Genomic DNA, 19,567 nt, shown 5'->3' with positions numbered 1-19,567 from the left:
GGATCTTTTGCCAAGATCTCGCAACGCTGTTGTCGCCGGCCCCGACGACGCTTATCGTGGGACAGCTCGATTTTTGGCGCGCAGTCGCCGTTGCGTCCAACTAATAAAAACCGATCCATGCATAAGAAAAAGTTGATTCCATGAATTTGAAGTTCCTCGAAACCTTCGTCTGGGTAGCCCGCCTCAAGAGTTTTCGCCTCACCGCGGAGAAGCTGTTCACCACCCAGGCCTCGATTTCCAGCCGCATCGCAGTACTGGAAGGCGAGTTGGGAGTGAAGCTGTTCCTGCGTGATTCCCGAGGCGTGAGCCTGACCCCGGACGGCGTGAAGGTGCTCGAGTATGCCGAGCAGATGATGAACACGTTGCAGGGGCTCAAGCAATCATTGGAAACCACCAGCAGCAAAGTCGGACGGATCCGTATCGGCGCGATGGATACGGTGATCCACACGTGGCTCAGTCCGCTGGTGACTGAACTGATGGATCATTTCCCTTTGGTGGAAATCGAGCTGGTCGCCGATACCGCGCTGAACCTCTGCGACCAGTTACAAAAAGGCTTCCTCGATCTGATCCTGCAAACCGACCTGATGCGCCAGGAAACCGTGCGCAGCCTGGAACTGGCCAGTCATCCCATGGGCTGGATTGTCGCCAGCCATTCGATCTACAACCGTGACTACGCGTCCCTCGCCGACCTGGCTCAGGAACGCATCATTACCTACTCGAAGAACTCCCATCCGCATCAGGACGTACTGAGCCTGATGCAGGCCCACGGCGTGCCGGCCCCACGCATGAACTGCGTGAACTCGGTCTCGGCGATTACCCGCTTGTTGCGCGACGGGTTTGGCATCGGCGCACTGCCACCGGTATTGGTCAGCGAGGAACTGGCACGGGGCGAGTTGGTGATGCTGCCCATGGCACAACGCTTGCCGAACCTGCAGGTGGTGGTGTCGTGGCGGGTTGGCGTGGAGTTGGTGGAGGAGATTGTTGCGTTGTGCCAGAGCGTAGTGGCGCGCTATGCCGAGGACGTGGGTAAAGAGCGCATGGTGCTCAGCCAACCCAAAAAGCCCGATTAAACCTGTGGGGGCGGGCTTGCTCGCGATGCAGGCGCTGCGATCGATCAGATACCCCGAGGTGATGCTATCGCGAGCGAGCCCGCGCCCACACAAGCCCTACCTATGCCTTACAGGCCCTTGAGGTCGCGCTCTTCGATCGGCCGGCTCTGGCGCAGGCGCTTGCCGCCCAGCACCACCCAATCGATCAGACGGAACAGGCATTCCAGGCCGAACGACAGCAGCATCGCCCCGCCCAACCCCCACCCCATGGCTTCGGGGGTCAGGAGAATCTGGTAACTGTAGCCTTCCCAGGTTTCCCGGCGAATATCCGGGTCGGCCGCCACCGCAACCTGCAGCACGCGGATATACCACGGCCCTTGCATGGCCTGGTACTGCTTGTCCAACGCCACCTGGCGATCAAGCAACGTACCGAGACTGTTGGCATCGCTGCGAAATACCGGGTCATCGCTGGCACGGTAATGGGCCACCAAGGCCTGCAAGTCGCCCTTGAAGAACTGTTGCGCGGTGCTTTCAAAACCACGCAGGCCGGTCTGCGCTTCAATCAGATGCGCTTCGACACGCTTGGCGTAATCGCTGACAAACCCCGGCACTTGCAAGCCGACCAACAAACCCATGGCAAACAGCACCAGGCGCAGATAGCTGAGCAACATAATCGACGTCCTTATTCGGTCGTGCCCTGGCTGACGCATTCACCGCGTCGCCACAGGCTCCACTGGCCCGGTACGTAGCGGGTCCAGGTTTCGTTTTCGGTCAAGGGTTCGGTGGCAATCACCGTCACCACGTCATTGGGGGTGGTTTCCGCCTGAAAATCGACGATCACGTCGACATCTTTCAAGCGCGCCGGACCAAACGGCGCACGACGGGTGATCTGTGCAAGTTTGGTCGAGCAATAGCAAAACAGCCAATCGCCGTCGCTGAGCAGGCAGTTGAACACGCCTTTGCTGCGGAATTCGCTGCAGGCCGCGATCAGCTCCGGGAGCACCTGTTCAATCTCCACCGGCTCCGGGAAAGCCTCGCGGACGCGGTTAAGCAGGTCACAGAAGGCTGCTTCGCTATCGGTATCGCCCACCGGCCGGTAAAAAGTCGCCTGGGGGTTGAAGTCGGCCAATTGACCGTTGTGCGCAAAACACCAGTTACGCCCCCACAGCTCGCGAACGAACGGGTGAGTGTTGGACAGGCACACCTTACCGACGTTGGCCTGGCGGATATGGCCAATCACCACTTCACTTTTGATGGGATAACGCTGCACCAGCAGCGCGACTTCCGATTCGCTGCTCGCGGCCGGGTCCTGAAACAGGCGCAGGCCGCGGCCCTCATAGAAAGCGATACCCCAGCCGTCGCGGTGCGGACCGGTACGTCCGCCGCGCTGCATCAGGCCGGTAAAGCTGAAGACGATATCGGTCGGTACGTTGGCACTCATGCCCAATAATTCACACATGCCAAACTCTCGATGCAGGGCGGACGAGGTTATAGACGCGGTTCGACCCGCATACTGCTGACGGAAGCTGCCGGACGACCATAACGCTCGTCTGCGAAGGGCTCGTCATCGGCCGGTTCGGCCGCCATCTGGGCGGCGGCGGCGGCTTTTTGCTCACGGCGAGCCTTGGCGGCACGTTCGATCGGCCAGCGGATCAGCACAAACACCAGGTACAGGCCGAAGACGATCATCGCGTACATGAATAAATCGGAAACGGCACGCCAGGCGTTGTTCCCGACCTTGAGCAACATGTCCATGGCGGTGATGGCGACGGCGGGGGCAAATTGCTCCTTTACCGGGTCGACGATGGTCGGGCTCAACAACAACACCGCCATCAGCAACCGCAGCGGCTCGCGCAACCAGCGCCACATCCAGCGGGTCAGGCGAAACCACACCAACAGGCAGCCCAAAGCGGCAAAGGCATAAAGGCCCCAAGCGGTCAGATAGTCGTTCTCGGTCATGGTGTCCATGGCAAGGTAGGCAAACAGACGGCTATGATAACGGCTTTTCAGTGTCACGGCTGCAATGCCGTCGGCCATCCGCCAGACAGAGAGTGATCCATGCCTCCATCGACCCACGTCAATGCCGCCCCGATTGCCCGCCAGGCCACGGGGCCAGACCCGTATGCCTGGCTGCAGGAGCGCGACAGCGTTGAAGTGCTGGATTACCTCAAGGCTGAAAATGCCTGGCAAGAAGCACAGCTTGGGGACCAGCAAGACCTGCGCGAAAAGCTGTTTCAAGAGATCAAGGGCCGTATCCTTGAAACCGATCTGTCCTTGCCTTCCCCTTGGGGGCCTTACCTGTATTACACCCGCACCACCGCCGGTGACGAGTACGCCCGTCATTACCGTTGCCCACGTCCGGTCGATGACAGCCAGCAGATCGATGAAAGCGCAGAGGAATTGCTGCTAGACCCCAACGTACTGGCCAACGGCGGCTTTTTCTCGCTTGGCGCCTTCAGCATCAGCCCCGACCATCGGCGCCTGGCCTACAGCCTGGACACCAGCGGCGAAGAGATTTACACCCTGTACGTGAAGGAATTGGCCAGCGGCAAGGTCAGCGAACTGGCGTTTGAAAACTGCGACGGCAGCATGACCTGGGCCAACGACAGCCTGACGCTGTTTTTCGGTGAGTTGGACGACACCCATCGCCCATACAAACTGTATCGCTATCGCCTGGACGGTACGGCGGCCGAGGAAGTGTTCCATGAGCCCGACGGACGTTTCTTCATGCATTGCTACCGTTCAAGTTCCGAACGCCAGTTGCTGCTGTCCCTGGGCAGCAAGACCACCAGCGAAGTCTGGGCCCTGGACGCCGACCAGCCGGAGCAGGCTTTCACCTGCCTGGCGCCACGGATGGAAGACCATGAATATGATGTCGACCACGGTAAGCTCGACGGCGAGTGGACCTGGTTTATCCGCAGCAACCGCGACGGCATCAACTACGCGCTGTACGTGACCACCGACACCGGCAGCGTACCGACACAGGGCGACTGGCGGAACCTGATCCCCCACAGCGATGAAGTGATGCTCGACGGCGTCAGCCTGAACGCCAGCGCCATGACCTTGAGCCTGCGCATCGGCGGGCTACCGGTAATCGAGGTACATCCGCAGGGCGTTGCCGCCTACCGTGTGGAATTGCCTGACGCTGCCTACAGTCTCTACGTACAGAACAGCCTGGAGTTTCCGAGCGACAAGATCCGTCTGCGCTATGAAGCCTTGAACCGCCCCGCCCAGATACGCCAGCTGGAACTGGCCAGTGGCGCGCAACAGGTGCTCAAGGAAACCCCGGTACTCGGCGCCTTCAATGCCGATGACTATGTCAGCCAGCGGCTGTGGGCAACCTCCGCCGACGGCACCCAGGTGCCGATCAGCCTGGTGGTCAAACGCGACCAATTGGGTCAGGCAACGCCGCTTTACCTGTACGGCTACGGCGCCTACGGCTCGAGCCTCGACCCGTGGTTTTCCCATGCGCGCCTGAGCCTGCTGGAGCGTGGCGTGGCCTTCGCGATTGCGCATGTGCGCGGCGGCGGCGAATTAGGCGAGGCCTGGTATCGCGCCGGCAAGCAGGAACACAAGCAAAACACCTTCAGCGACTTCATCGCCTGCGCCGAGCACCTGATCGGCGAAGGCCTGACCACCTCCAGGCAACTGGTCATCAGCGGCGGCAGCGCCGGCGGGTTGTTGATCGGTGCGGTACTCAACCAGCGCCCGGAGCTGTTTCAAGCGGCGATTGCCGAAGTACCGTTCGTCGATGTGCTCAACACCATGCTCGACCCGGACCTGCCACTGACCGTCACCGAGTACGACGAGTGGGGCAATCCACAGGAGCCCGAGGTGTATGCACGGATCAAGGCCTACGCGCCCTACGAAAACGTCAGCGCCCAGGCCTACCCGGCGACACTGGTGATCGCCGGGTATAACGACAGCCGCGTGCAATACTGGGAAGCCGCCAAATGGGTGGCCAAGTTGCGCGCCAGCAAAACCGATAACAACCTGTTGCTGCTCAAGACCGAACTGGGTGCCGGCCATGGCGGCATGAGCGGTCGTTACCAGGGATTACGCGATGTAGCGCTCGAATATGGATTTGTATTCAAGGCGCTGGGCCTGGCTTAAACCCCTTCACCGGATGTCTTCGGCTTGCTGTCGCTTTGGTGCAGGCCAGGCAGCGGCTGGTCCTTGGGCGGCTTGGGCATTTCAATCGGCGGCAGCAACGGCACTCCGCCGCCTTGCGCCCTGGGCACAGTAGGCGGCGTGACTTGCGGATAAGGTGTCGGGGTTGCGGTACCCGGCGCGCCCGTGGTGGACGCAGGTGTATTTGGCACGGGTTGCAACACTTGAGCATGCGCGACACTCAGGGTGAGCACGCCGCATGCAATGACCGCTAGAATGCTGCACTTCATCGATGGCTCCATGGCCTGACTGTAAACCAGTCCTCAGGCTACTCCCAACTGCACAAGAATGCCCTTCCCAATGAGATTTCAATGAAACGTTTTGTTCTGCTGGACACCACCCCGATTCCTGGCAACGGCGGTGCCTTGTGCCTGTTCGAATACGGCGAGGATTTTGTCATCAAGATCCAGGGCGGTGACGGTGGACAGCTGATGAACACCCGCATGCACGGTTCCGAAGACGCGCTGGCGGAGATTCCCTGTCGCAAAGTGGCGGGTCGGCCGGGTTCACGGGTGTTGATTGGCGGCCTGGGCATGGGCTTTACCCTGGCGTCGGCGCTCAAACACCTGGGCAAGGGCGCCGAAGTGGTGGTCGCTGAACTGGTGCCTGGCGTGGTGGAGTGGAATCGCGGCCCATTGGGTGAAAAATCCGGGCGGCCCTTGCTCGACCCGCGCACCGTGATCCGCATGGAAGACGTGGCCAAGGTATTGCAAGCCGAGCCACAAGGCTTTGATGCAATCATGCTGGACGTCGACAATGGCCCCGAAGGTCTCACGCAAAAGGCCAACAGCTGGCTGTATTCGGCGGCAGGCCTGAGTGCCTGCGCCAAGGCCCTGCGGCCCAAGGGCGTACTGGCGGTCTGGTCGGCCAGCGCCGACCGCTTGTTCAGCGATAAACTGCGCAAGGCCGGTTTCAAGGCCGAAGAAGTGCAGGTGTTCGCCCATGGCAACAAAGGCACCCGGCACACCATCTGGATCGCCGAGAAGCTCAAGGGCTGAAGTGACCGGCAACGACTGCCCAATTAGCCGGTGAGCAGCTAGAATCAATGCAACCCGTGATTTATCCCCTACAACAGGCGCCATGATGAGTTCGACCAACCCGCCCTCCCACACCGCCAAGCTGGACCGCATCCTCGCCGATGCCCAGCGCGACCGGGAAATGGGCTATCGCGACAAAGCCTTGAAAATGTACCCCCACGTGTGTGGTCGTTGCGCCCGCGAGTTTGCCGGCAAGCGCTTGAGCGAACTGACGGTGCATCACCGCAATCACAACCATGACGACAATCCCCAGGACGGCTCGAATTGGGAATTGCTGTGCCTGTACTGCCACGACAACGAACACTCGCGCTACACCGACCAGCAATACTTCGGCGACGGTTCCACCAGCAGCCCGACGATTGCCAAGGCCACGCACAACCCGTTTGCGGCGTTGGCCGGGTTGATGAAGAAGGAGGATTGAAAGTGGGAAGCTGCAAGCCTCAAGCGACAAGAAAAAGCCGCTCTGCTTTTCACTTGCAGCTTGAAGCTTATCGCTCAAAGCTTGTTGCTATAATGCTGCCTTTTTAAGGCTTCCCCGTGGGCAATAAACGCTACAGCTGTATCGGCCTGTACAACCCCAAATCCCCCGAAAACGTCGGCTCGGTCATGCGCGCCGCCGGCTGCTATGGCGTGGCTTCGGTGTTTTACACCGGTAAACGGTATGAGCGGGCCCGGGATTTTATTACCGACACCAAGAAGGTCCACCACGACATTCCGCTGATCGGCATCGATGACTTGAAAAAGATCCTGCCTCTTGGTTGTATTCCGGTCGCGGTCGAGCTGGTCGACGGTGCCCGCCCGCTCCCGGAATACACGCATCCGGACCGTGCACTGTATATCTTCGGTCCGGAAGACGGCTCGCTGGACAAGGAAATTCGTGACTGGTGTGAAGACGTCGTGTACATCCCGACCACCGGCTGCATGAACCTCGCGGCAACCGTCAACGTGGTGCTCTATGACCGCCTGGCCAAGGGCAACAACACCCGTTCGGGTCCCAAGTACTGATTTTCCGGGAACATCCGGCGCTCGCCTGCAGTCAGCTGCATATCAATGGCCCTTCGTTGGAGATAGATCATGAGCGACAGCAAAACCCTGAAACCTGTTATTCAATCCACCCCCTTCCAGACCCAACCGACGCAAAATGTCCAAGGCTGGGAGCGCATCGGCTCGCTGGCCGGCGGCGTGGTGATGATGGGTAAAGGCATTCGCCGGGGCGGCTTTTTCGGCTTGATCCAGGTGGCGATCGGCGGCGCGGCCCTGGCCCGCGGCATCAGCGGCCACTGCTCGGCCAAGTCGCTGCTGGACAAAAGCCGTCAAGAAATGAATACCGTGCGGACCAAGATCGAACGCGCCGGGGAAGAGCTGAAAAACCTCAAGACCCAGGCCGAAGTAGCCGCCGAAAAAGCCACCAAGACCGTAGGCTGAAACCCCGCCCCGACAGCTGACAATTACTGTAGGAGCGAGCTGGCTCGCGAAAAACTCAAAGGCGCCGCGTTTATCCAGAATACGCGCGGTATCGTTGAGGTTTTTCGCGAGCCAGCTCGCTCCTACAGTTCGTTAATGAATCAATGGGTTGGGGCTTAGCGCAGGAGTTTACTGTCGAGTACGTCTGACGATTCGCCAATGACGCTCTCGGCGATCTGCACGAACTCCTGAGTGCTGATGCTCTCCAGGCGCATCAGCGCCTGGGTCAAATCATCCAGCGAACGCTTGTTGTGGGTTTTAAGGCGTATCTCTCGATCCAGGTCCTGCAGCAATACCACCGAGCGTGCCACCGCGGCAGCGTTCACTTGCTCGCCGCGCAAGGTCTTGACGCCCTTGCCTTCCTTGGTCAGCCAGGTCTGAATCGCTGCATAACGCTCGTCGCTGATCCCCCCGGCACGGCGCAACAGTTCGATGGCGTAATACTGCGCCAACCCTTCGCTGATCCAGTCGCTGCCTTGATGGTCATTGAAGCGGCCAATGGTTTGCACCACTTCACGGAGCAACGGACTGCTGCCGTTTTCGCTGACCAGCGGCGTGCGGCTGTTGAGGTAGATCGAATCCCATCCGAAGAATGCGCCTCGGCGCATCGGATCGCTGGCCCCGACCACCAGCAACTTCGCCGGGTGCCGGGGGAACACGGCCTGCACCTGGGGCCAGACGAACGTCAGGAGCGTCAATACGTCCATGCGGCGCATGGCCTGGCCCTTGGGCGAGGCGACAGTGATGTCGGTGGCCCCCAGGCGCGTTCGGCGGCTGCCCAGGTTACCGGCGAGCATCCAGCCAGTGGGCCTGTCGAACAGCCGCGACACATTGTCGATACGAAATTTGTTCTTGCCAATCCGCGGCCAGGAGGTCTCGACGCTTTTCCAGCCTGCGGGAAGCTCGAAAGTCAGACGCGACACCAGCTCGATACCGTCCTGCTGGTCCAGGCGGGCCGACGGCACCAGGTCGTCACCGCGAAACAGCGCCCAAGCGGGGGTGATGCGCGTTTCATAGGTGCCGGCCTTGCGCGCCTGAGTCAAACGTACGCGGTAGGTCAGGCTGGCCTTGTCGGCGCTCGGTTGCCACAGGCCGCGACGTTCACCGTCAGCCGCTCCCGGCAAAATTTGCCACAGGCCATCGGCCTTGAAATCGCTGTAGTCGCCATCGTCGCCCAACGCGAAGTTCAGGCTGCGCACGGCAGAGCCCCGGGACAGGCTCAAGCGCACTTCGGCCTGGTCACTCTCGGGCAACAGCTTGACGTGATAATCGAGGTCGACTTTCTTCGCCGACCACGCCGAGGCGCTCAACCCCAGCAACAGCAGGCTCGCTGCCAGCTTGAGTGCAACCGTCATACGCTCTCCTTCTCAGCCCGCGCGGAAAATCAGGTAATCCTCCCAATCGTCCTCGGCCACACTGCCTTCGCTGAGCATGCGCCCGGATTGGGAAATACGTTCGTGGTGAACGGCGTCGCGATCCCCGCAGACCAGGTGATGCCAGAGCGGCAAGTCCTTGCGCTCGCTGACCAATCGATAACCGCACGTGGGCGGCAGCCACTTGAACTGATCGGCCTGGCCCGGTGTGAGCTGGATGCAATCAGGCACCGAGTCTCGACGATTAGGATAGTCGGTGCACTGACAGGTCTTCAGGTCCAGCAGTTTGCAGGCGATACGCGTGTAATAGACCGCGTTGTCATCTTCGTCTTCAAGCTTTTGCAAACAGCACAGGCCGCAACCGTCACACAGCGACTCCCATTCCTCCTGGTCGAGGTGCTCAAGGGTTTTACGTATCCAGAAAGGTTCGACTTTGGCGGCCATGGTTCTACATCAATATCGGACTGTGAGAAGGCCGCCAGTCTAGTGCCCAAGCCACGTGGGGCCAAGCGCTTGCGACTGCCGGTATGACAAGCGTTGGCACCGGCTCGGCCGGAACCCTCTGGCGCGGCTGTCAGTAACCGCGCTCGAAACTCACTTCGCCACGCAACGGCGCCTTGGCCTGATACGCCCGCACGTTGTCGACAAACAACGCCACCATCATGCGTGGACAGGTCGGCGCCGAGCTGTGCCCGGTCAGCAGCAAGCCCCAGGCAGTCCAGAACGGATGGCGCTGCGGCAACGGCTCCTGCCGGCACACGTCGATCACCGCACCGGCCAGATGCCCTTCTTTAAGGGCCTCCACCAGATCAGCATCCACCACCGCCACGCCACGCCCGACGTTGATGAACAGGCCGGTCGGCTTGAACTGCTTGAACAGTGCCGCATCGTACAAGTCATGGGTGTCCGGCGTGTTGGGCAGCAGGTTGACCACATAGTCCACCTCTGCGACCAACCGCCCCAGTTGATCCAGCCCCGCCACTTCGACAAAGGGCGACTGTTCCCGGGCTTCACTGGCGATACCGTACAGCTCGACGCCAAACGGCAGCAGAAACTGCGCCACGCTGCGGCCGATATCGCCGGTACCGACGATCAGCACCTTGCGTCCCGCGAGACTCTGGCCCAAGCGGTTGTCCCACTTGCGCTCGACCTGGCTGACCAGCCGTGCCAGCACCTCGCGCTCGTGGCCGAGCATGTAGGTCAGCACGTACTCGGCCATCACCTGGCCATAAATGCCCACGGCCCGCGTCAGTCGATAATCCCGGGGCAAGCCTTCAGCCAACAGCGGCGTAATGCCCGCCCAGGTCGATTGCAGCCATTTGGGGTGATGCCCTTGGCGCAGCAGGGTCGCCAACAGGTCCGGTTGGCCCAGCCACACCGGGCAATCGGCGGCCAGACGCGACAGTTGGGCCGAGTCTCCGCTGGTCGAGACTTCAAGATCCGGCGCTGCTTCGCGCAGCAGTCGGGCATACAGCGGGTGGTCCTGTTCTGCAATCAGAACGCGCATGGTTCAAACCTTTCAAAAACAGTACGAGCGGCCGCCGGTGGCAGATTCACTGCACGTCTCGGGGCCGCTGGGTCATTCGATTCCATTGATGAGCGTACACCGCGCGGTGTACTTACCGATCACATCGGGTCATTACGGCGCAGCAGCTCTTCGGGCAAGTGTTCGATGTACTCGTCCTCGGCCGGCGGCATTTGCAGGTGGTAGCCCTGCTTTTCGAGGTTCTCCAGGACCACGCCGATGTCTTCGCGCGACAGCTTGCGTTCGGGGCTCAGGACCAGGTCAAACGCGTGGTGAGGCTTGCCGAACGCGGCCAGCAGGGTTTCCGGGACTCGCTCCAGGGCATCGCTTTTCAGCACGTAGAGGTACATCTCGTTTTTTTTCAGGCTGCGATAAATGGAGCAAATACGTTTCAAGGCTGTTCTCCGGCGGTGGCCAGGCTGTCCAGCAGCGCCTGGCCCATGAGCTCGCGGCGCCAGCCACGCAGCGAGTCAGGCAATTGGTAAGGCCCCTCGGGGTAGCCACTCTTGAGCAGCGCTTCGAGGGTTTTCTTGCGCAGCATCAGCTCCGGGGCCATGTCCAGGCGCTCGGCGAACGCCTGGCCAAGGGCGCGCAGTTGCTTGATCAACGCAGCGGCGTCAACCGGCAGCGGCTCAGGCACGGCCGGTGGCCACTGATCCATGGGCACACTGGCGGCATGCTTGATCAGGTCCAGCAGAAACTCGCCGTCCTGGCGCACGGTACGCGGGTGCATGTCTTCGATTTTGCCCAGCGCGGCGAGATTATCCGGCTGGGATTTGGCCAGGGGCCACAACGCGTGTTCGCGCACAATACGGTTGCGCGGCAGGTCGCGGGCACGGGCCTGCTGCTCGCGCCAGGCGCACAGTTCGCGCAACACAGCGAGTTGCGCGCGTGACAGTTTCCAGGCCAGCTTGGCGTCGCGATACACCTCGTAGGGGTCGACATCCCGGCGCAGGTTGGCAACCAGTTCGGCGCCATCTTCCAGGACCCAGGCGTATTTATCCTCGGACAGTTGCGGGCGCAGCCGGATATAGACTTCGGCCAGGTGCACGGCGTCTTCGGCGGCATAGCTGACTTGGGTCTCGGACAAGGGTCGCTGCAGCCAGTCCGAACGGGTCTCGCCCTTGGGCAACTCGATATCGAGTACCGCGTGCACCAGGCGTGAGTAGCCCATGGAGAAGCCCAGGTTCAGGTAAGCCGCCGCCAGTTGCGTGTCGAACAACGGCACCGGCAGGCTACCGGTCAGGCGCAACAAGACTTCCAGGTCTTCGCTGCACGCATGGACCACCTTGATCACCGCCGGGTTTTCCAGCAAGGCGGCCAGGGGCTGCCAGTTATCGATGGTCAGGGGATCGATCAGATAAGCGCGTACACCGTCCCCGATCTGGATCAGCCCGGCGATGGGATAAAAGGTATCGACCCGCATGAATTCGGTGTCGAGGGCGACGAATGGCAACTGCTGCCATTCGGCGCAATGCTGGCCGAGGCTATCGTTGTCGCAGATCCAGTGAATATCGATGGCCACACGGCTCTCCCTTGAAGAATGGCGCGCAGTATATATCGCCGGAAGGACTTTCGAGCACCCGCAGTACGCCAGCAATCATGAAAACTCCGACAGAAGACTAGGAATATACCTACAGATGCGATTTATCTTCTCTTACGCAGCACATAAACCCGCCACAAGGTTGAACCGGGCAGGAACTCTTGCTGGTTGAGAATGTTGAAACCGGCTTGCCTGAATTCGGCCTCCACCTGCGCCCGGAAAGTCACCGGGGGCTCTGCCAGCGCAGTGGCTGGCTCTCGGGAGGCGCTGTGCTGTCGGGCGGCGCGCTGACAGGAATCACTGTTGACCGAGACAATCACCGTGTCGCGGCTGACCCGATGAAACTCCTGCAGGAGCACCCGTCGAGCCTCGGCAACAGGCACATGCCGAAACAACTCCAGGCAAAAAATGCAGTCCACCGCATTCGCCGACAGGTCCACGGAAAACGCCGAGCCCTTGAAGGTCTTGACCCGCTGTAGCAGCACTGGAGCATGGTGGACCCGCGCGTGGTCCAGCCTCTCCTGGGACAGGTCCGAGGCCAGGATCACCCGATTGCTGTGTTCAGCCAACACGGGCCAGAAACGCCCTGGTCCACACGCCAGGTCCAACACCAGCCCCGGCTCGCCTGCCACTTTCAGCGCCTGGCGCACCAGGCGCTCATCACGCCACAACCACAGACGCCGCAGCCACCCCAAGGGACGTGTGTCAGCACACGTCCGAGCGTGCTCACGGTCACAGCGCTCGGCGAATTCCGCCTCGATGGAGGATAGGGAGGGTGACGGCATCACAAGACTCTTGTGTATGAATCGGTGTAAATGGACCTGGAAGACCCAGCTTACCCATCGCCGCGTGAAAAAAAGGTCGAAACACTCACCGTCCGTCCCTGCCCGATCAAGCCTGATGCAGATACCAGCGCCAGTCCTGCTCACCCACCTCGCCCATGAACTGGCGGTATTCGGCACGCTTGACCGCCAGGTACACCCTCAGGAATTCAGGGCCAAAGGCTTCGCGGGCCCAGTCCGAGCCTTCGAGGGCACGCAACGTGGTCAACCAGTCGCTGGGCAGCAACTCCGTGGCCTGCGCATACCCGTTGCCCTCCACCGGAGCCCCAGGATCGCGGCGTTCGCGAATGCCACGATGGATGCCCGCCAGAATCGCGGCCGCCGCCAGATAAGGGTTGGCATCGGCCCCACAGATCCGGTGTTCGATATGTCGGGAAAGCGCCGGGCCACCGGGCACCCGCAGACTGACGGTGCGATTGTCGACGCCCCAGGTCGCTGCCAGCGGCGCGTAGCTGTTGCTCTGGAAACGCCGGTAAGAGTTGGCGTTGGGGCAGAACATCAGCAGGGTGTCGAGCAACGTACTGAGCATGCCGCCCACCGCCTGGCGCAGCAGCGGCGTACCGTCTGGCGCTTCGCTGGCAAACAGATTGTTGCCCTCGGCGTCGGCCAGACTGACGTGCATGTGCATGCCGGTGCCTGCCAGGTCGTCGAAGGGCTTGGCCATGAAGCACGCGGTCATCCCGTGTTTATGGGCCACGCCCTTGACCAGGCGCTTGTAACGCACCGCTTCGTCCATGGCTTGCAAGGCATCGTGGCGATGTTCCAGGGTGATTTCCACCTGTCCCGGAGCGTATTCGGAAATCGCCGTGCGCGCAGGAATGCCTTGCAGCTTGCAGGCGCTGTACAGGTCGGCGAGAAACGGTTCGATCTGTTCCAGCTCCCGCAGGCCGTAGACCTGGGTCGAGCGCGGGCGACCGCCATCCACATCCCGCGCCGGCTGTGGTCGGCCATGGCTGTCGGGCTTCTGGTCGAGCAGGTAGAACTCCAGCTCGGCCGCCATGACCGGGTAGTAACCGTCGGCCTCGAGCCCTGCAATGACGTTGGCCAGCAAGTGTCGGGGATCGGCCACGGTGGCCGGCATGCCTTCTTCGGGATGCATGCTGACCTGCACCGCTGCGGTCGGGATCAGCCGCCACGGCATGCGCTGCAAACTGCCGCTGACCGGGTAGGCTCGACAATCGATATCGCCCACCTCCCAGACCAGCCCGGTGTTTTCCACGTCGTCACCATTAATGGTCAAGCCGAGGATGGTACTGGGCAGCGGTCGACCCGTTGCATACACCGCGAGCAATTCATCCCGGTGCAGCAACTTGCCACGCGGGACACCGTTGCCGTCGAGGATGAACAACTCGAACATCTCGATATCCGGGTGCTGTTCAAGAAAAGTCTGGGCTTCGTGCAGGGAGGCAAAGGCGGTACTCATGGAAAACTCTCATACGTTCGCGTCAGGCAGGCACACAGGCGCTGCCGGTCAGATGCGCAGGGCATCCACGGGGCAATCAACGTAGGGGAGCGTTATCCGGGGGACGCGCATGGCGGCAATGCCACAGCGCCCAGAAGGTCAACTCCGAGGGCAAAGCCCCCGCACGGTTCCGTCGACAGACCAAACGGCTTGACGCAACGGCGCCAGGCGATGGTTCTAGGTGAATCTCGGGGCAACCGTCCATGCAGGGATCACAGTGAAAAGATACTGGCCAGCCTCACATGCCGGATGCAGGCGTTCAATTCAGTCTTGACGGAGTTTGGTTGTACCCGGACTAAACATTTGGAACTATGGGCGCTTCGCTCATGCCCCAAGGAACCGCCTGGATGAAAGCTCCCTTGACCCTGTGCCTGCTGACCGGCCTGGCATTGCCTGCCCTGGCAGAGACTTCCGCTTCGCGCCTGGACGAGGTGCTCCAGCGCGGTGAAATGACGGTCTGCACCACCGGCGACTACAAGCCCTATACCTATTTGCGGGCGGACGGCCGTTACGAAGGCATTGATACCGCGATGGCCGAAGACCTGGCCAAAAGCCTGGGCGTACAGGTGAAGTGGGTGCCCACCACCTGGAAAACCCTGATGCCGGACTTCCTCGCCCAGCGCTGTGACATTGCCGTCGGCGGCATCTCCGTGTCCCTTGAGCGGCAGAAAAAAGCCTTCTTCAGCCAGGCGATGAACGTCGACGGCAAAATCCCCCTGGTGCGCTGCGCCGATGTCCAGCGCTATCAAACGGTCGAACAGATCAACCAGCCTCAGGTCCGGGTGATCGAACCCGCGGGCGGCACCAATGAAATCTTCGCCAGGGCGCATCTGGGCCAGGCGCAGTTGCGGCTGTTCCCGGACAACGTGACGATTTTCGAAGAGTTGCTGGCGGGCAAGGCCGACGTGATGATCACCGATGCCAGCGAGGCGCGCTATCAACAGAAGCTCAAGCCGGGACTGTGTGCGGTGAACCCCGAGCGCTACATGCAGTACAGCGAAAAGGCCTTCATGCTGCCCCGGGACGATGTCGCCTGGAAAAGCTACGTCGACCAATGGCTGCATTTGAGTACCGCCACCGGGGCCTACGACGCTATCGTCAAGCAATGGCTGGCGGCGCCTTGATCACTTCGGTCCAACCGTTCCAATCGCCCGACAAGCGTCTACGCTCTTGAAACACTGAACCAGAACGAGGGACGCGCAATGACGGGAATGCTCCGAGCCATCGGGTTGCTGCTGATGCTGTGCTTCAGCCAGGCCACCCTGTCCCAGGAACAGGACGCCCAGGCAGCCAGGGCACTGCTGGAAAAAGCCCTGGCGTATTACCACGACAAAGGCGACGGGGCGTTTGCCGCCTTCAGCCGCCAGGGTGAGTTTGTCGACAAGGATCGGTACGTGTTCGTGGTCGACACCCAAGGCATCCTGCTTGCCAGCGGCGGCCCGTCATCGGCGCTGATCGGCCGTGATGTTTCCGAAGTGCTCGGGCCAGACCTGCAGAAATCCTTCAAGGATGCGCTGAAAGTGCCGGAAGGCGATGGCATCCAGCAGGCCGAGTATCGCTGGAGGAACTGGAACGACGGCAAGGTCGAGCGCAAGCGCGTGTTCTACCAACGCATCGGCCAACGCATTCTGGCCGTGGGTTATTACCTGCCACGGGCCTCGCCGGAGCAGGCCAAGGCGCTGCGGGACAAGGCGGTCGAGGACTTGGAAAAAGACCAGGCCGGCACACTCAAGGCAATCAACGCGTTGCAAGGCGGCTTTCTACAGGACGATCTGTACGTGTTCGTGGTCGATCTCGACACCCGGCGCTACGTGGCCCACGGGACCAACCTGCGCCTGATCAACACTGACTTCGCAAGAATCAAGGACCCGGACGGCAAGCCGGTGGGCGAGCCGATCCTCGATCTGATGAAGGAACAGGACCAGGGCGAATATGAATACCGCTGGAAAAACCCGGTGACTGGCAGGGTGGAAAACAAGCATGCCTACCTGCGCAAGACCGGACACTTCCTGGTGGCGGTGGGTTACTACAGCCCATGACGACATGGGTTTGGACAGGTTTCGGTGGCATGTCCAAGGCTTATTGAGCATAGATATCTACACACCTTTGCCTCAATGCTTAAATCCAAGCAGATAGGGTTGCTGTGGCGAGCGGGCTTGCCCCGCGTTGGACTGCGAAGCAGTCCCAGCAAGCCGAATGCGGTGCATCAGATACTTCGTAGCGACTGGTTTTGGGGCTGCGAAGCAGCCCAGCGCGGGGCAAGCCCGCTCGCCACAGGGAAATTCGTCAGTTTTGTGTAGAATCCTCGGTTTATTGAGCTTTGTCCCCTCGCCCTCGCAACAGTCGGTTGGGCATCGCAATCGCGGCCGCCAGCCCCAGCAGTGAAACGGCCGCGCTGACCGTCAGCAAATGCCGAAACGTAACCAGCAACTCTTCGCGCAAGGCATCTTGCGCGGCGCCCGGTGCAGCGTTGAGGCCGTCCAGCAAGACATTCCCCGAACTGCCCTCGGCCGCCAGCGCGCCGTGGGCAAGGTTGGCGAAACTGGAATCCTGCAACAACGCCAGCAGCAAAGCCGACATGCAGGCAACCCCCACCGCCCCACCGAGTGAACGGAACAGGTTGGTGGTGCTGGTGGCAACCCCAATGTCGTGCTGCGCCACCGAATTCTGCGTGCCCACCAGGGACGTCGGGAACTGCATGCCGGCGGCAATCCCGCTGAGCAACATGCACACGCTGCTCAGGACCAAGGCCTGGGGAGCACTGAAGGCCATGCCCAGGATTGCCATCGGGCTGAGCAATGCACCGGCAAGGATCATCGGTTTATAGCGACCGGTCACCGAAGTCATACGCCCGGCAAAGTACGCGCCGATCGGCAAGCCCATGGCCAGCGGCAGCAGGTGCAGCGCGGCGCTGTCGGCGCCCGCCCCGGTCACGGTCTGATAACGCAGCGGTATCAATACGGTCAGCGAAATGGCCTGGAAGCTGGTGACGAAAATCGTGCACCAGCACAACACCGCGCTGCGGTTGACGAACAGGTGCATCGGCAGCAAGGGTTCCCGCGCACGACGTTCATGCCAGACGAACACCGCCAACGCCAGCAGCGCACACGCCAGCAGGCCCAGCACTTGATCGTCGCGCCAGGAGTGGCCTTGGCCGATTTCGGTGATGCCCAATAACAGCGTGGTCAGGCCCAGGATCAGCAGCAGCGTGCCGAGGTAATCAATGACCGGCTTGCGTTGCGGCACCGGCAGTCCCACCAGCGTACGGTGGGCCACCCACCAGGCGCCCGCGCCCAGTGGCAGGTTGATCAGAAAGACCCAGCGCCAGGACAGATACTCCGTCATATAGCCGCCCAACACCGGTCCGGCGACGCTGGCCACCGCGTACATGCTGCTGAAATAGCCTTGGTAACGCCCCCGCTCGCGGGGCGGAATAATGTCGCCGATGATCGCCTGGCTCACCGAAATCATCCCGCCGGCACCGATGCCCTGAAGGATGCGCGCCAGCACCAGTTGCTCCATGCTTTGTGCCATGGCGCAAAACAGCGAAGCCAGGGTGAACAGCCCCATGCCGATCAGCATCATCGGCCGGCGCCCATACAAGTCACCCAGCTTGCCGTAGATCGGCACCGCCACGGTCATGGCCACCATGTAGCCGGAAATCACCCACGCCAGCAGGTTGACGTCGTTGAATCGAGCGGAAATGGCCGGCATCGACACCGCAACGATGGTTTGGTCCAGGGCCCCGAGAAAGATCGCCAGCATCAGGGCGACGAGGACGCTGCGCACGGAAGGATTGACGTGTACGGGCGAGTTTAGGTGAGTCACGACTGAACCTGCAGGCAAGGCCCACGGAAAAAAGCCCGTGGGAATGCCCGCCATATTACTCGATAGCCAGCTACTCGATAGCCTCGTAAGGAAGTCCGACGTAGTTTTCCGCAATGGTTTTGCGCCCGGCCTCGGAGTCGAGGAAATACGCCAGTTCGCTCTCGGCAATCCGCTGGCTGAAACCGTCGGCCTGCGGAAACTGGTGCAGCATTGAGGTCATCCACCAGGAAAATCGTTCGGCTTTCCAGACCCGCCGCAAGCAGATCGAGGAGTAGCGTTCCAACAAATCCACACGCCCCTCGCGGTAAACCTTGAGCAAAATATTGAACAAGGTGCTGACATCGCTGGCGGCCAGATTCAAGCCCTTGGCGCCGGTGGGTGGCACAATATGGGCGGCGTCTCCGAGCAGGAACAGGCGACCATATTGCATCGGCTCCACGACGAAACTGCGCAACGGCGCGATGCTCTTTTCAATGGAAGGACCGGTCACCAGTCGTTCGGCCAGATCCGTCGGCAAGCGCGCTCTGAGTTCATCCCAGAAGCGTTCATCGGACCACTCTTCAATCGGCTCATCGGCCGGCACTTGCAGATAATAACGACTGCGCGTGGGCGAACGCATGCTGCACAACGCAAAGCCGCTCGGGTGTTTGGCGTACACCAGTTCATCGTGGACCGGCGGGGTCTCGGCGAGAATGCCCAGCCAGCCAAACGGGTAGACCCGCTCGAAAATCTCCAGGGACTCGGCCGGGATCGATTGGCGTGCCACTCCGTGGAAACCGTCGCAACCGGCGATGTAGTCACACTCCAGGCGGACTTGCTCGCCGGCGTGCTCGAAGGTCAGCCAAGGCCGCTCACTCTTGAGGTCATGGGGCTGCACATTGCGCGCTTCGTACAAGGTGATCGCGCCGGATTGCTGACGCGCGGCCATCAAATCCCGGGTGACTTCGGTCTGGCCGTAGATCATCACGGTTTTGCCGCCGGTCAGGGATTTCAGGTCGATGGGTTGCCGGTGCCCGTTCAGCGCCAACTCGAAGCCGTCATGAATAAGCCCCTCGGCATCCATGCGCTGCCCGACACGGGCCTGGCGCAACAGGTCGACCATGCCTTGCTCCAACACACCGGCACGAATGCGCCCGAGCACGTAGTCCGGGGCCTGGCGCTCTAGAATCAGGGTTTCAATCCCGGCATTGTGCAGCAGTTGACCGAGCAGCAGCCCCGAAGGACCGGCGCCGATAATGGCGACTTGGGTTTTCAGCGTTTTCATTATTTTTATG

21 protein-coding genes are annotated in these 19,567 nt (G+C 61.1%); 8 read left to right on the top strand and 13 right to left on the bottom strand.

Annotated elements, in window-relative coordinates; genetic code table 11:
- Positions 1–140: 140 nt before the first annotated feature.
- The gene (locus AC6CIA_RS06525; RefSeq protein WP_498311151.1) at positions 141–1,070 is read left to right on the top strand and encodes a LysR family transcriptional regulator; all 930 of its coding nucleotides are present in this window, start codon (positions 141–143) and stop codon (positions 1,068–1,070) included.
- Positions 1,071–1,177: 107 nt separating this feature from the next.
- On the opposite strand, the gene AC6CIA_RS06520 is transcribed toward AC6CIA_RS06525, so the two are convergent.
- From AC6CIA_RS06520 to AC6CIA_RS06510, 3 genes are read right to left on the bottom strand one after another with little or no spacing between them, the layout of a single operon-like run.
- Positions 1,178–1,720, bottom strand: coding sequence for a DUF2937 family protein (locus AC6CIA_RS06520; protein ID WP_498311150.1), 543 nt, complete (start codon positions 1,718–1,720; stop codon positions 1,178–1,180).
- An 11-nt stretch (positions 1,721–1,731) separates the two neighbouring features.
- Positions 1,732–2,508, bottom strand: coding sequence for a class II glutamine amidotransferase (locus AC6CIA_RS06515; RefSeq protein WP_084376864.1), 777 nt, complete (start codon positions 2,506–2,508; stop codon positions 1,732–1,734).
- Between the two features lie 29 nt (positions 2,509–2,537).
- On the bottom strand, positions 2,538–3,086 hold the full coding sequence (locus AC6CIA_RS06510) for an MFS transporter (protein WP_339529180.1): 549 nt from the start codon (positions 3,084–3,086) through the stop codon (positions 2,538–2,540).
- Between the two features lie 21 nt (positions 3,087–3,107).
- Here AC6CIA_RS06510 and AC6CIA_RS06505 point away from each other — a divergent pair, with 21 nt between their 5' ends.
- The gene (locus tag AC6CIA_RS06505; protein ID WP_498311149.1) at positions 3,108–5,162 is read left to right on the top strand and encodes a S9 family peptidase; all 2,055 of its coding nucleotides are present in this window, start codon (positions 3,108–3,110) and stop codon (positions 5,160–5,162) included.
- Here AC6CIA_RS06505 and AC6CIA_RS06500 read toward each other — a convergent pair.
- A complete protein-coding gene (locus AC6CIA_RS06500; RefSeq protein ID WP_498311148.1) occupies positions 5,159–5,449 on the bottom strand; it encodes a hypothetical protein in 291 nt (96 codons plus the stop codon). The genes AC6CIA_RS06505 and AC6CIA_RS06500 overlap by 4 nt on opposite strands.
- An 81-nt stretch (positions 5,450–5,530) precedes the next feature.
- Here AC6CIA_RS06500 and AC6CIA_RS06495 point away from each other — a divergent pair, with 81 nt between their 5' ends.
- The 4 genes from AC6CIA_RS06495 (at position 5,531) to AC6CIA_RS06480 (ending at position 7,681) form a co-directional block, all read left to right on the top strand.
- The gene (locus AC6CIA_RS06495) at positions 5,531–6,217 is read left to right on the top strand and encodes a spermidine synthase (RefSeq protein WP_498311147.1); all 687 of its coding nucleotides are present in this window, start codon (positions 5,531–5,533) and stop codon (positions 6,215–6,217) included.
- 85 nt (positions 6,218–6,302) lie between these two features.
- On the top strand, positions 6,303–6,677 hold the full coding sequence (locus AC6CIA_RS06490; RefSeq protein WP_084376869.1) for a YajD family HNH nuclease: 375 nt from the start codon (positions 6,303–6,305) through the stop codon (positions 6,675–6,677).
- A 116-nt stretch (positions 6,678–6,793) separates the two neighbouring features.
- Positions 6,794–7,261, top strand: coding sequence for an RNA methyltransferase (locus tag AC6CIA_RS06485; RefSeq protein ID WP_084376870.1), 468 nt, complete (start codon positions 6,794–6,796; stop codon positions 7,259–7,261).
- Between the two features lie 69 nt (positions 7,262–7,330).
- Entirely contained in the window at positions 7,331–7,681 is a 351-nt protein-coding gene (locus tag AC6CIA_RS06480) for a YgaP family membrane protein (protein ID WP_084376871.1), read from the top strand.
- Between the two features lie 155 nt (positions 7,682–7,836).
- Here AC6CIA_RS06480 and AC6CIA_RS06475 read toward each other — a convergent pair whose 3' ends face one another.
- The 7 genes from AC6CIA_RS06475 to AC6CIA_RS06445 form a co-directional block, all read right to left on the bottom strand.
- Positions 7,837–9,075 (bottom strand): hypothetical protein, encoded by a 1,239-nt coding sequence (locus AC6CIA_RS06475; protein ID WP_498311146.1) that lies wholly within the window; start codon positions 9,073–9,075, stop codon positions 7,837–7,839.
- A gap of 12 nt (positions 9,076–9,087) precedes the next feature.
- Positions 9,088–9,537 (bottom strand): YcgN family cysteine cluster protein, encoded by a 450-nt coding sequence (locus AC6CIA_RS06470; protein WP_084376874.1) that lies wholly within the window; start codon positions 9,535–9,537, stop codon positions 9,088–9,090.
- A gap of 130 nt (positions 9,538–9,667) precedes the next feature.
- The gene (locus AC6CIA_RS06465) at positions 9,668–10,600 is read right to left on the bottom strand and encodes a D-2-hydroxyacid dehydrogenase (protein WP_498311145.1); all 933 of its coding nucleotides are present in this window, start codon (positions 10,598–10,600) and stop codon (positions 9,668–9,670) included.
- 119 nt (positions 10,601–10,719) lie between these two features.
- Positions 10,720–11,013: a YcgL domain-containing protein gene (locus AC6CIA_RS06460; RefSeq protein ID WP_339529174.1), complete on the bottom strand. Its 294-nt coding sequence runs from the start codon at positions 11,011–11,013 to the stop codon at positions 10,720–10,722.
- Entirely contained in the window at positions 11,010–12,143 is a 1,134-nt protein-coding gene (gene rnd / locus AC6CIA_RS06455; protein ID WP_498311144.1) for a ribonuclease D, read from the bottom strand. Before rnd ends, AC6CIA_RS06460 begins: the two co-directional genes overlap by 4 nt.
- 122 nt (positions 12,144–12,265) lie before the next feature.
- Complete coding sequence (locus tag AC6CIA_RS06450; RefSeq protein ID WP_498311143.1) at positions 12,266–12,946, bottom strand: class I SAM-dependent methyltransferase; 681 nt, start codon at positions 12,944–12,946, stop codon at positions 12,266–12,268.
- A 106-nt stretch (positions 12,947–13,052) separates the two neighbouring features.
- On the bottom strand, positions 13,053–14,426 hold the full coding sequence (locus AC6CIA_RS06445) for a glutamine synthetase family protein (RefSeq protein ID WP_498311142.1): 1,374 nt from the start codon (positions 14,424–14,426) through the stop codon (positions 13,053–13,055).
- 386 nt (positions 14,427–14,812) lie between these two features.
- On the opposite strand from AC6CIA_RS06445, the gene AC6CIA_RS06440 reads away from it, so the two are divergent.
- On the top strand, positions 14,813–15,589 hold the full coding sequence (locus AC6CIA_RS06440) for a transporter substrate-binding domain-containing protein (RefSeq protein ID WP_498311141.1): 777 nt from the start codon (positions 14,813–14,815) through the stop codon (positions 15,587–15,589).
- A gap of 78 nt (positions 15,590–15,667) precedes the next feature.
- On the top strand, positions 15,668–16,504 hold the full coding sequence (locus AC6CIA_RS06435) for a cache domain-containing protein (RefSeq protein ID WP_498311140.1): 837 nt from the start codon (positions 15,668–15,670) through the stop codon (positions 16,502–16,504).
- A 271-nt stretch (positions 16,505–16,775) separates the two neighbouring features.
- Here AC6CIA_RS06435 and AC6CIA_RS06430 read toward each other — a convergent pair whose 3' ends face one another.
- Positions 16,776–18,293: an MDR family MFS transporter gene (locus AC6CIA_RS06430; protein WP_498311139.1), complete on the bottom strand. Its 1,518-nt coding sequence runs from the start codon at positions 18,291–18,293 to the stop codon at positions 16,776–16,778.
- 70 nt (positions 18,294–18,363) lie between these two features.
- Positions 18,364–19,548, bottom strand: coding sequence for a 4-hydroxybenzoate 3-monooxygenase (gene pobA, locus AC6CIA_RS06425; protein WP_498311213.1), 1,185 nt, complete (start codon positions 19,546–19,548; stop codon positions 18,364–18,366).
- Between the last annotated feature and the right edge of the window lie 19 nt (positions 19,549–19,567).

It is taken from the genome of Pseudomonas sp. GQ91 (assembly GCF_059758795.1).
The sequence above is the reverse complement of the archived record's forward strand: the minus strand, read 5'-3'. Positions and strand labels throughout refer to the sequence as shown.

What these genes read in the sequence shown, in the direction of transcription:
- AC6CIA_RS06525 (WP_498311151.1), top strand. Translation starts at nt 141, where the DNA reads ATGAATTTGAAGTTCCTCGAAACCTTCGTCTGGGTAGCCCGCCTCAAG.
- AC6CIA_RS06520 (WP_498311150.1), bottom strand. Translation starts at nt 1,720, where the DNA reads ATGTTGCTCAGCTATCTGCGCCTGGTGCTGTTTGCCATGGGTTTGTTG.
- AC6CIA_RS06515 (WP_084376864.1), bottom strand. Translation starts at nt 2,508, where the DNA reads ATGTGTGAATTATTGGGCATGAGTGCCAACGTACCGACCGATATCGTC.
- AC6CIA_RS06510 (WP_339529180.1), bottom strand. Translation starts at nt 3,086, where the DNA reads ATGGCCGACGGCATTGCAGCCGTGACACTGAAAAGCCGTTATCATAGC.
- AC6CIA_RS06505 (WP_498311149.1), top strand. Translation starts at nt 3,108, where the DNA reads ATGCCTCCATCGACCCACGTCAATGCCGCCCCGATTGCCCGCCAGGCC.
- AC6CIA_RS06500 (WP_498311148.1), bottom strand. Translation starts at nt 5,449, where the DNA reads ATGAAGTGCAGCATTCTAGCGGTCATTGCATGCGGCGTGCTCACCCTG.
- AC6CIA_RS06495 (WP_498311147.1), top strand. Translation starts at nt 5,531, where the DNA reads ATGAAACGTTTTGTTCTGCTGGACACCACCCCGATTCCTGGCAACGGC.
- AC6CIA_RS06490 (WP_084376869.1), top strand. Translation starts at nt 6,303, where the DNA reads ATGAGTTCGACCAACCCGCCCTCCCACACCGCCAAGCTGGACCGCATC.
- AC6CIA_RS06480 (WP_084376871.1), top strand. Translation starts at nt 7,331, where the DNA reads ATGAGCGACAGCAAAACCCTGAAACCTGTTATTCAATCCACCCCCTTC.
- AC6CIA_RS06475 (WP_498311146.1), bottom strand. Translation starts at nt 9,075, where the DNA reads ATGACGGTTGCACTCAAGCTGGCAGCGAGCCTGCTGTTGCTGGGGTTG.
- AC6CIA_RS06470 (WP_084376874.1), bottom strand. Translation starts at nt 9,537, where the DNA reads ATGGCCGCCAAAGTCGAACCTTTCTGGATACGTAAAACCCTTGAGCAC.
- AC6CIA_RS06465 (WP_498311145.1), bottom strand. Translation starts at nt 10,600, where the DNA reads ATGCGCGTTCTGATTGCAGAACAGGACCACCCGCTGTATGCCCGACTG.
- AC6CIA_RS06450 (WP_498311143.1), bottom strand. Translation starts at nt 12,946, where the DNA reads ATGCCGTCACCCTCCCTATCCTCCATCGAGGCGGAATTCGCCGAGCGC.
- AC6CIA_RS06445 (WP_498311142.1), bottom strand. Translation starts at nt 14,426, where the DNA reads ATGAGTACCGCCTTTGCCTCCCTGCACGAAGCCCAGACTTTTCTTGAA.
- AC6CIA_RS06440 (WP_498311141.1), top strand. Translation starts at nt 14,813, where the DNA reads ATGAAAGCTCCCTTGACCCTGTGCCTGCTGACCGGCCTGGCATTGCCT.
- AC6CIA_RS06435 (WP_498311140.1), top strand. Translation starts at nt 15,668, where the DNA reads ATGACGGGAATGCTCCGAGCCATCGGGTTGCTGCTGATGCTGTGCTTC.